General features: G+C 45.5%; 11 protein-coding genes. All 11 read right to left on the bottom strand.

The genetic code is table 11. From position 1 onward, the window contains the following. Positions 1-486: MFS transporter (locus RDS42_RS08525; RefSeq protein WP_308783282.1), on the bottom strand; the 486-nt coding region annotated here is incomplete at its 3' end. A 32-nt stretch (positions 487-518) separates the two neighbouring features. Further along, entirely contained in the window at positions 519-680 is a 162-nt protein-coding gene (locus RDS42_RS08520) for a hypothetical protein (protein WP_308783281.1), read from the bottom strand. A gap of 142 nt (positions 681-822) precedes the next feature. Beyond that, positions 823-2,181 carry a [FeFe] hydrogenase, group A gene (locus tag RDS42_RS08515; RefSeq protein WP_308783280.1) on the bottom strand — a complete coding sequence of 453 codons (1,359 nt, stop codon included), beginning with the start codon at positions 2,179-2,181 and terminating at the stop codon, positions 823-825. 15 nt (positions 2,182-2,196) lie between these two features. Then, positions 2,197-2,760 carry a 4Fe-4S dicluster domain-containing protein gene (locus RDS42_RS08510; RefSeq protein WP_308783279.1) on the bottom strand — a complete coding sequence of 188 codons (564 nt, stop codon included), beginning with the start codon at positions 2,758-2,760 and terminating at the stop codon, positions 2,197-2,199. 14 nt (positions 2,761-2,774) lie between these two features. Beyond that, positions 2,775-3,314: a 4Fe-4S dicluster domain-containing protein gene (locus tag RDS42_RS08505; protein ID WP_308783278.1), complete on the bottom strand. Its 540-nt coding sequence runs from the start codon at positions 3,312-3,314 to the stop codon at positions 2,775-2,777. Beyond that, the gene (fdhF, locus tag RDS42_RS08500; protein ID WP_308783277.1) at positions 3,311-5,500 is read right to left on the bottom strand and encodes a formate dehydrogenase subunit alpha; all 2,190 of its coding nucleotides are present in this window, start codon (positions 5,498-5,500) and stop codon (positions 3,311-3,313) included. The genes RDS42_RS08505 and fdhF overlap by 4 nt, the downstream gene beginning before the upstream one ends. A gap of 158 nt (positions 5,501-5,658) precedes the next feature. Continuing rightward, entirely contained in the window at positions 5,659-6,171 is a 513-nt protein-coding gene (gene mobB, locus RDS42_RS08495; protein WP_308783276.1) for a molybdopterin-guanine dinucleotide biosynthesis protein B, read from the bottom strand. Continuing rightward, the gene (gene glp, locus RDS42_RS08490) at positions 6,159-7,370 is read right to left on the bottom strand and encodes a gephyrin-like molybdotransferase Glp (RefSeq protein ID WP_308783275.1); all 1,212 of its coding nucleotides are present in this window, start codon (positions 7,368-7,370) and stop codon (positions 6,159-6,161) included. Before glp ends, mobB begins: the two co-directional genes overlap by 13 nt. A 47-nt stretch (positions 7,371-7,417) precedes the next feature. Further along, positions 7,418-8,398, bottom strand: a complete 981-nt coding sequence (locus RDS42_RS08485) for a translation initiation factor 2 (RefSeq protein WP_308783274.1) — start codon at positions 8,396-8,398, stop codon at positions 7,418-7,420. 15 nt (positions 8,399-8,413) lie between these two features. Then, positions 8,414-8,851: a DUF4869 domain-containing protein gene (locus RDS42_RS08480; RefSeq protein WP_308783273.1), complete on the bottom strand. Its 438-nt coding sequence runs from the start codon at positions 8,849-8,851 to the stop codon at positions 8,414-8,416. Further along, the gene (locus RDS42_RS08475; RefSeq protein ID WP_308783272.1) at positions 8,844-9,566 is read right to left on the bottom strand and encodes a molybdenum cofactor guanylyltransferase; all 723 of its coding nucleotides are present in this window, start codon (positions 9,564-9,566) and stop codon (positions 8,844-8,846) included. Before RDS42_RS08475 ends, RDS42_RS08480 begins: the two co-directional genes overlap by 8 nt. Positions 9,567-9,636: the final 70 nt, after the last annotated feature.

The following is a 9,636-nucleotide window of genomic DNA, read 5'->3' as shown; positions in this document are numbered from 1 at the left end:
AATACCCCCAATAGTCGGAGCCATAACCAATCCCAAATTCATTGCAAGATAATTCAGGGAATATGCTCTCTCCCGGTCCCTGTAGGTTGTCAGATCAGCAATCAGCGCATCATAAGCGGGCTGCTCCATAGACTGAAACAAGGAAGCAATGGCTAACAGATACAGTGTAGTCATAGACATGGGCAATGTAGCGCAAACAAAGTACAAACTGTTTCCGATCAAGTCAAAGGTGACGATAATATTCTTTTTATTATATTTATCAGCCAGTTTGCCTCCCAGTAAATAAAACGGTCCCATAAACAAAGAAAATATCATCATATACAGACCGATGGTCTGTCCATTCAGGTCCAGCTTTTCACTCATGATCAAAGTGAGCATGGGCCATATTAAAGCGCCCATGCTTGTCATGATCTTGCCAAAAGCCAGTACATAGATTTCTTTTGGCAAATGACTGTACATTGAAAAATGTTTTTTTAGAAATCTCATATAATTTCCCCTTCCACTTAAAATCACTTCCTTTACTTTAAGTCCATAGCTTTTCCCATTTCAATTCTGATTTCATTCCGCTCCGGGTCTGCATTTGAGTAAGCAAACAAGTCAAACCCTATGATTCTAAATCCATATTTTTTATAAAAAGCAATGGCATTTTCATTGCATGTCTGTGTTTCCAGAACAGTCATTCTCGCATTGCTTTTTGAAGCCTCTTCTAAACTTCATAACAGCAATGTAAAAAGATAAATAAAGTAAAAAACAGCAGGATATCTTTATATTAAAAAAATCCTGCTGTTTCTGAAATCATTTTCATCAGCAAAAAACTCTATTTTACAGGCAATACTTTGTATGCAGAAGATGATGCGCGATATGGCTGTTTGGTTCCTCCAGAAATTCCTCATAAATCTTTTTGATCGCCGGATTTTCATGGGATTTACGGTAGGTCAGTTCTCTGTCATGGGCAAAGGTTGCCGCCCTTCTTGCCGCATAAGCCTCTTCTCTGTCCGTATCCATAAGAAGCTTCGGCTGTCCGCCTCCGCTGACACAGCCTTCCGGACAGGTCATTACCTCAATAAAATGAAGATCCAGGGTTCCATTTTTTACTGCCTCCAGAACCGGAATTACATTTTTCAGCCCGGTAACAACTCCCACCTTCAGATCCAGATCGCCTACTTTTATCACAGAGGTACGGAACCCCTCTGTTCCACGAACAGCTGTTACCTCAAGATCCGGAATCGGCTGTCCGGTCACAAGCTCATAACCGGTACGAATGGCCGCTTCCATAACGCCGCCGGTAACGCCAAAGATTGTTCCGGCACCGGTATACAATCCCAGCGGCTGGTCAAACTCCTGATCCTCAAGAGCATCCCAGTTAATTCCCATATCTTTAATAAGCCATGCCAGATCTCTGGTGGTAATGGCCACGTCTACGTCACGGAAGCCGCTGTCCTTCATTTCCGGACGACCGCTTTCAAATTCCTTACAGGTACAGGGCATTACAGACACGCTGTAAATATCCTTTCCTTCTTTGCCTTCCAGCTGTGCCCCGTATGTTTTGAAAATGGCTCCGCCGATCTGCTGCGGGCTTTTTGCCGAGGACAGATGATCGGCAAGCTCCGGATAGTTGTTCTCAAGGAATTTTACCCATGCCGGACAGCAAGAGGTGAACATTGGAAGAACGCCTCCTTCTGTTACACGCTTCACAAGCTCCGTGCCTTCCTCCATAATGGTCACATCTGCCGGAAAGTTGGTATCGTACACCCTGTCAAATCCCAGGGTATGAAGAGCCGCAGATAATTTTCCGGGTGTCAGTGTTCCCAGATCTGCGCCAAATTCTTCTGCAATGGCAACTCGGACTGCCGGTGCGCACTGTACAATGGTAAATTTATTTTTATCTGCAAGAGCTTCTTTTACTTTATCCAGATTGCAGACCGCATACGCTGCAAAAAGAGGCTCCTGAACAGAATCCGGAATGTTTCTTTCTTTTTTGACTCTGTCGTAGGCTTTTTTTCCATGGGTCAGAATGGATACATAAGATTTACATTTCTGCACGCACTGTCCGCACATCACGCATCTGTCTGTATCAATAGTCTGAGGCTGTCCCTGTTCGCCTACAATGGCATAGGCAGGACAGACTTCTGCACATTCACGGCAGCCGGTACAGAGATTCTGATCAATTGCTACTATCATGAATTTTGTCCTCCCTTATCTCCAGTCTTTTGTCAGAAGCAGCGACTCTGCTGCCCTGATATTTTTTTCTTCCCGTTCCGCTTCCGGATCCACCAGTCTGAGCGCCTGATGAGGACAGACTCTTACACAGGCAGGTCCGCCTTCGATTCCCTCACAGAGATCACATTTAGATGCAAAGACTTTTGGCTCCTCAGACATTGGCTGTGCCACCAGATGTCCGTCCTTGGCATAAGGAAGAAGAGCAATCGCTCCAAAAGGACACGCCTGCATACAGTCTTTACAGCCGATGCATTTTTCTGCATCTACGATCACCTGATGGTCGATCCGGCTGATGGCTCCCTTGCTGCACGCGTTCAGACATGGCGCATCTTCACAGTGCTTACACTGGATCGGCATACATCCCTGATCAAATCTGGTCAGGAACAGTCTTGGTGTTACGGGAACCGTAACGGTTCCCACTGTATTTCCAACATGATTGCTTTTACGGTTATGGACGGTAAAGCAGGCCACCTCACAGGCTTTGCAGCCAGTACATTTGGTACTGTCTCCCACCACAAAAGATCCGATTTCTTTTTTCATTGATCTATGACCTCCTATTCCTGCGGATGCGTTTCCCGATACGCATTTCTGGCGGTTTCCATACGTTTGCGTTCCATTGCCTCTCCCAGTTCTTCCTCTGTTACAAGAGTCAGAGCTTCTGTAGGACAGACTCTTACACAGGCAGGTCCGCCCGGAAGTCCGTAGCAAAGGTCACATTTATTTGCCACTTTTTTCTCAGACCCGTCCGCCTGGAATTTTCCTGTCTGGACTGTCATATTAATCGCGCCGAACGGACATGCATCCATACAGGATTTACAGCCCATACATTTATCTGTATCAATGACAATACAGTGGTCTTTCTGGGAGATTGCGCCCACCGGACACACTGCCATACATGCCGGATTTTCACAGTGCTTGCACTGTACCGGAACGCTTAAACGTGCTGTTTTTACCATATGGAGCTTCGGATTAAAGCTGTAGGAATCCGGATCCACCTCAAAAATGTGTTTGCCTTCATGAGCTACTACACATCCGATCATACAGGTGCGGCATCCGATACAAAGGTCAGGGTTCCCTTTTACGAAATAATTCATGCTTCTGCCCCCTTTCCTGTATCAATGCCCATCTGGGCGCGGATATCATCATACAATTCCATCACATGACGCTCTGCCCATTCCTGATCCTGGATCTTTTCCACACGGCAGGCACAATATTTATATTCGGGCGTATTACTGATAGGATCCAGCTTGGCTGTCGTCAGCTCATTACAGGCTCCGATCCACCACTGGTAAGTCATATAGGTTGCACCAGGTTTTACACGGTCTGTAGGAAGGCATCTCGTAATGCAGTATCCTCTCTTGGAAAGTATCTTAACCAGCTCGCCTTTTTTCAGATTCATTCTCTCACAGTCCTGCGTATTCATCTGTACCCATCCCGGCTCATCCTCCAGATTACGCAGAGTACGGCAGTTTCCTGTCATGGTACGGACAGAATAATGACCTACCTCGCGAACCGTAGAAAGGGTCATAGGATACTGATCGTTTTCCAGTTCCACAGGAGGATGCCAGTCTGTACCATAGAACAGGGCCTTATGATCTTTTGTGGCAAAAATACCATCCTTGTGAAGATAAGGCGTTCCTCTATCCTCCATGGATTTGTCACGGCAGGGCCACTGGACGCCGCCATATTTTTCGATTTTTTCGTAGGTGGCTCCGGTAAAGCTTGGACAGAGATCGATCATTTCATTCCAGATCTCCTCTGTATTTTTGTAATTCATAGGATAACCCATAGCTGTGGAGATATCTGCAATGATCTGCCAGTCCGGACGCATGTCGCCTTCCGGTTCGATCAGTTTGCGGACTCTCTGGAAGCCACGGTCTGCACAGGTATAAATACCTTCGTTCTCTCCCCACGCAGTAGCCGGAAGAATCACATCTGCATAAAGACCTGTCTTGTTCATATAGATATCCTGCATAACAACAAAATCACATTTATCAAGAGCCTCTCTGACCTCTGCCAGATCAGGATCTGACTGCGCCGGATCTTCTCCGAATATGTAGTATGCATGGATTCGTTTCTTTTCATCTTTTTCGTGAAGAATCCGCTCCGGCACATGAGTGATCGGGCAGCCCACCTTATCGGACAGCGGCACACCCCATGCCTTTTCAAATTTTTCACGGATCTCCGGTACTGTTACATTCTGATAACCCGGATAAGAGTTTGGAAGAGCGCCCATATCGCAGGCTCCCTGTACGTTGTTCTGTCCACGTACCGGACCGATACCCATAGACGGACCGCCGAAGTTTCCGGTCATCAGCGCAAGATTGGCAAGTCCTTTGACTACATCCACTGCCTGGGTAAACTGACATACGCCCATGCCATAAAGGATCATGGCAGGTTTGGTAGTGGCATACATTCTTGCCGCCCTGCGTATTTCATCTGCCGGAATGTGCGTGATCGGTTCTGCATATTCCGGTGTATACTTTTCAATTACTTTCAGAAATTCGTCAAATCCCTTAGTATGTTCTTCAATAAATCTGATATCTGCCAGTCCCTCATTCCAGATTACATTTGCCATTGCATTTACCAGGGCGAGATTGGAACCTCCCTTAAGCTGCAGATGGATATCGGAAATACGTGCGGTTTCTGTCACACGTGGATCTGCACAGATGATCTTCATTCCCTTCTGTCTGCCGCGGACAATACGTCTTGCAACGATCGGATGGGAATCTGCTCCGTTATAGCCGAAGCAAAGTAAACAGCCTGCATCCTCGATCTCCGGGATGCCCATTGACATTGCGCCTGAACCTAAAGAATACAGTAGACCCGCTACCGAAGGCGCATGTCATATTCGGGCGCAGTGATCGACATTATTTGTACCGATACACGCGCGCATAAATTTCTGCATCAGATAATTGGCCTCGTTGCCGGCTCCTCTTGCAGAGCCTGTTCCCATAATGGAATCCGGACCATATTTCTCCTTGATCTCTCCCAGGCGTTTCGCTACATAGGAGATTGCCTCCTCCCATGAAACCTCTACGAGAGGTGATTTTTTTCCGCCTTTACGGATCATTGGCTTACGAAGACGTTTCGTAAGAATCTGGGGATCATTCAGATAATCCCAGCCATAATGACCTTTCAGACAGAGGGTTCCCGCATTAGTTCTGCCGTCTGCAGGGACTGCTTCCACAATCTTGTTTGCATCTGTATCGACTGTGAACATAATCTGGCAGCCTGCTCCGCAATACGCACAGGTTGTCTGGACTTGTTTGAAAGCCATACCTATTCCCTCCTAACTTGAAATATGAATTACTGATTTCCTATCTTTTTGAGCTAAATTCTCGTTTATATTTTAACATTGAAGACTTTGTTTTACAATAATTCTGCGGCATAAAATTAGGGAAAATGCCGAAAATATTTCGGATTTTCCCCGTTCTTTCATTTGTTTATGCTAACTTTTATCAAAATATCCGCCGCCTTTTTAATTTCATCCGGATTTAAAACCGGAATTTCTGGAAGTCTCAGTTCCGTATCCGTAACAAGAGCCAGAAGCGTTTTGGCATCACAGACACTTTTTTGTGAAACACCTTTTCGTACCAGCTCAAATTTTGGAAAAACGGAATCCTTCATTCCTTCCAGCAGGATAAAATCTGCTTCAGGGAAAAATCCTATAAGTTCCTCCACTTTCACCTCCGGCTGTTTTTTTACCAACTGCCACTGTCCTTTAGAAAAAATGCAGGTTCCGTACGCCCCGGCCTGCTGCATCCGGTAAGTATCTGTCCCTTCCCTGTCTGCCTGAAACTCATGACCGTCATGCTTAAGTACCGCCACACGATATCCTCTTTGTGTCAGTTCCTTTACCAGCTTTTCCAGAAAAGTGGTTTTGCCGGAATTTTTCACGCCGCTTACTGCAGCCGCAAAAGGTTTCTCCGGCTTTCTCACAGCATCCATACCGCCACCTGCTCTCCGGCTTTCACGTTTTCCTTGCCTGCCGGAATGTCCAGCAGGCAGTTGCATCCCCGTAAAGTGCCAATCGCCCCTGACGAAAAAATTCCCTGAGGAAAGGAAACCTTTCCATCTTTATACACAGCTCTTACAAATCTCCGTACCCGGCATCTTTTTTCAAAATCCACTTCCATTATTCCTCTGCGCATTTCCATGGCAAATGCAGAATCTCCGGTCATGACCTCCAGCACAGGCCGAAGAAGAAGCTCCAGGTTTGCCATCGCCCCGAAAGGATTGCCGGAAAGGGAAAGGATCAGGGTATTCCCATATACAGAAAAAATCGTAGGGGTTCCGGGCTGAAGGCGGATCCTCCAGAATATTTTTTCTGCTCCAAGGATTTCCAGAGCTCCGTGAAGAATATCCTTTTTCCCTACAGAAACACCACCGGTGGTAATAATAATATCCGCGTCCTCTGCCGCTTTTTTCAATTCCTTTGCCAGTCCCTCCTCACTGTCTGCACAGTGAGCTGTCGACTTGGGAGGCACACCCAATTCACAAAGGCGCGCGGAAACCATCATCCCATTGGAATCATAGATCTTTCCCGGCTTCAAAGGGCTTCCCGACTCACAAAGCTCGTCTCCGGTAGTCAGCACCCGTATCACCGGTTTCCGGTAAACCTCTGCCTCTGTGCGGCCGATACCGGAAAGGATTCCCTGCTCCGCAAAGGTGATCCGGGAACCTTTTTTCAGAAGAAGACTGTCTTTTTTGTAATCCTCTCCCTGAAAGCAGTAATTATCCCAGGGCTTCTGACTTCTGTAGATTTCCACCACGTCCTCGCCATAGTCCGTATCCTCCTGCTTAACCGCCGTATCCGTTCCCTGCGGAAAGGGAGCTCCCGTCATGATCCGGTAGGCTTCTCCCGGCTTCGCCTGAAAGGATTGTCCGTCATCTCCGGCATAAATACAGCCTGCCACCTGAAGTTTGGCCGGATTTCCGCGGACAGCTCCCCGGATGTCTTCCGCCCGGACCGCATATCCGTCCACCGGAGAACGTGGAAAAGGCGGGTTATCTGTCCCGGCATAAACATCCTCTGCAAGACAGAATCCCCCTGCCTCTTTTACTGTCACTTTTTTTGTTTCTGTAATCCTCTTTGTCCGCTTTTCGATTTCTTCCAGAGCATCCTCAAGCAAAATTCCCTCTCTCATCTCTCGTTCCTCTTTTCCATATGCGTTAAAAGCTCCCGGTACAGATTTTAATCATTTGTCTTCCAATCCAATCTGATGTTAATCATTTGTGAAAAAATCGCTTCTTTTACCGTATCACTCAGATATGCCGGATTCAGTTTCCTTTTTAGATATGCCATATAAGTATCTTTTGTCTCGTTGATAAGAATCGCCGTAAAAAACCTTTCCCAACTAAAATACTTCTCACTTTCTACATAATCATATGGCGTACGCAAAATTGCCGTTACAATGCCTTTTTTCAAAATACCAGAAGACAGTATCAACCATTCAAAAGATTCCGGCAAATAAAGTGCCACATTTTTTCGGTCTGCAATCAATTTCTGAACTTTGTCCATTTCTGAACCAAACGCTGCCCCATCTGCTATCACAAGTACCTTTTCATCTTTATGGATATTCAGATAATGGAATATATTGGATTTTCCATTCATGCTTTCACATTTCAGATGATTTTCTCTGCATACCTGCTCAAAAAACTGATATCCTGAGTTACTGTCTTCTGTGATAATCACTTCAGGAGTTATCTCTCTTTGATAAGTATTTGCCCCATATAAGTGATAAAATTCATGATAACTCTGCTTTAAAGTCCCATACTTTCCCGATGTACGAATTCCGTATATTTCTTCTACACTATAAGGTAAAGTTGGCAGTGCTTCTCTGGATACGATCACATAATAATTATCGGTTTTCTGAATCGCACCTGCAAATTCTTCTGTCCGAATAAATTCATTACCTTCATCTATAAATACAATACTGTCAGAAATTCCACCTAGCTGTTCTTTCCATAAAGAGCCTTCCAGTACATAACAGTTCTTATCGCATACCAGTTCTACCGGCGTACCAGATGGATTATTTACATAATCCCGAATCATATCTACCAATGTAGTTTTTCCAGTTGCACTGTCACCTCGGATGATTGTCAGATTCCTTTTTAATTCAAAGTCATATTTTAACCGTTTAGTAGAAACAATGACCCTGTGCTTTCCCTTCATTGTCCTGCACCTCCGTCAAACAAACTCCCCGGCTATCGATACCAGCTCTTCCATCGAATAAGCCATCTGATCTGTATTCAACACATGTACAGCAAATGGTTCTGTACCAAAATCCATCAAGTGCAGAAGATTCACTGTCCTATCTTCTGATTCGGCAATCCTGAGCAGCCATTTTGCACAGTTATCCCCGCAGGTCGAAACATTAAAAACTTTATCTTTATCAAATTTCACAAGGATCAATGTTTTCACTCCGCCTGACAATCCAACGGGAGGAATTTTCCCCAGTACAGGACTGTCAATCACACCACTGTCCAGAACTGTTGACTGATCCACATCCTGAATCATTTCTTTCACAAAAGGATCGACGATCCAACTGTCTTCATAATCATATTTAAAATAAGCAGCTGTGTTATATACAGCTTCTTTCATATTTCCGTAATAAATATTAAGCATTCAATTCTCTCCTTTTTGTGTCCCTCTTTTCCATATACATTAAAAGTTCCCGGTAATCCTCCGGCGTATTAATATTTTGAATCTGCCATTCCTCCACGGAAATCCGACAGGTATCGTAGCCCCATGCATCAAGGATCCGGAACACCGGCGCGGAAGCATTTTGTATCTGTTCTCCAATATAATCAGCCATACAGACAGGATAAATCCCCATCAGCGGCTCAGTCCGTTCTCCATGCACAGCCAGCAGAGGTTTCCCGGCATTACCGTCTGTTTTTCCATACCCCAAATGTCGAAAAGCTTCGGGATCCTCTGTGCCCAGTCTTTCCTCATGAACAGTAAGCAAATCTTCCAGCATCTTCACCGGAAGCTGCGGCACATCCACCGGAAGCACCAGACAATAGGGAGTGTCCATGGCTTTCATACCGGCGTGGAGTCCGCCTAACGGTCCCCGTTCCCGGTAAATATCAGAAATCGCCTGGATATGTATTCTGCTTTTTATTTTTTCGTTCCGGAAGACACAGCCTCCGGCATCATGACCGGAAACATAAACCTCCCTGATTCCCAGCTTCTCCGCTTTTTTTATCTGACAGGAAAGAAAACTCTCTCCGTCCAGAAGAAGTCCTGCCTTATCCTCTCCCATTCGGCTGCTTTTCCCACCAGCCAGAAGAAGAAGAGAATAAAGCTCTGCCCTGTTTCTTTTCTGTTTTTTCCCCACTGTAATGCCTCACCTTTATTTATAAATCTGTACAGTCTGATTATTTTCCTGTCCACAAATACTTTTTATC

The sequence above is a fragment of the uncultured Blautia sp. genome (assembly GCF_902497045.1).
Classification (GTDB): Bacteria; Bacillota; Clostridia; order Lachnospirales; family Lachnospiraceae; genus Blautia_A.
The sequence above is the reverse complement of the archived record's forward strand: the minus strand, read 5'-3'. Positions and strand labels throughout refer to the sequence as shown.

Coding starts and splice junctions, on each gene's coding strand:
- RDS42_RS08520 (WP_308783281.1), bottom strand. CDS start 680: ATGACTGTTCTGGAAACACAGACATGCAATGAAAATGCCATTGCTTTT.
- RDS42_RS08515 (WP_308783280.1), bottom strand. CDS start 2,181: ATGATAGTAGCAATTGATCAGAATCTCTGTACCGGCTGCCGTGAATGT.
- RDS42_RS08510 (WP_308783279.1), bottom strand. CDS start 2,760: ATGAAAAAAGAAATCGGATCTTTTGTGGTGGGAGACAGTACCAAATGT.
- RDS42_RS08505 (WP_308783278.1), bottom strand. CDS start 3,314: ATGAATTATTTCGTAAAAGGGAACCCTGACCTTTGTATCGGATGCCGC.
- mobB (WP_308783276.1), bottom strand. CDS start 6,171: ATGGATGCTGTGAGAAAGCCGGAGAAACCTTTTGCGGCTGCAGTAAGC.
- glp (WP_308783275.1), bottom strand. CDS start 7,370: ATGAGAGAGGGAATTTTGCTTGAGGATGCTCTGGAAGAAATCGAAAAG.
- RDS42_RS08485 (WP_308783274.1), bottom strand. CDS start 8,398: ATGAAGGGAAAGCACAGGGTCATTGTTTCTACTAAACGGTTAAAATAT.
- RDS42_RS08480 (WP_308783273.1), bottom strand. CDS start 8,851: ATGCTTAATATTTATTACGGAAATATGAAAGAAGCTGTATATAACACA.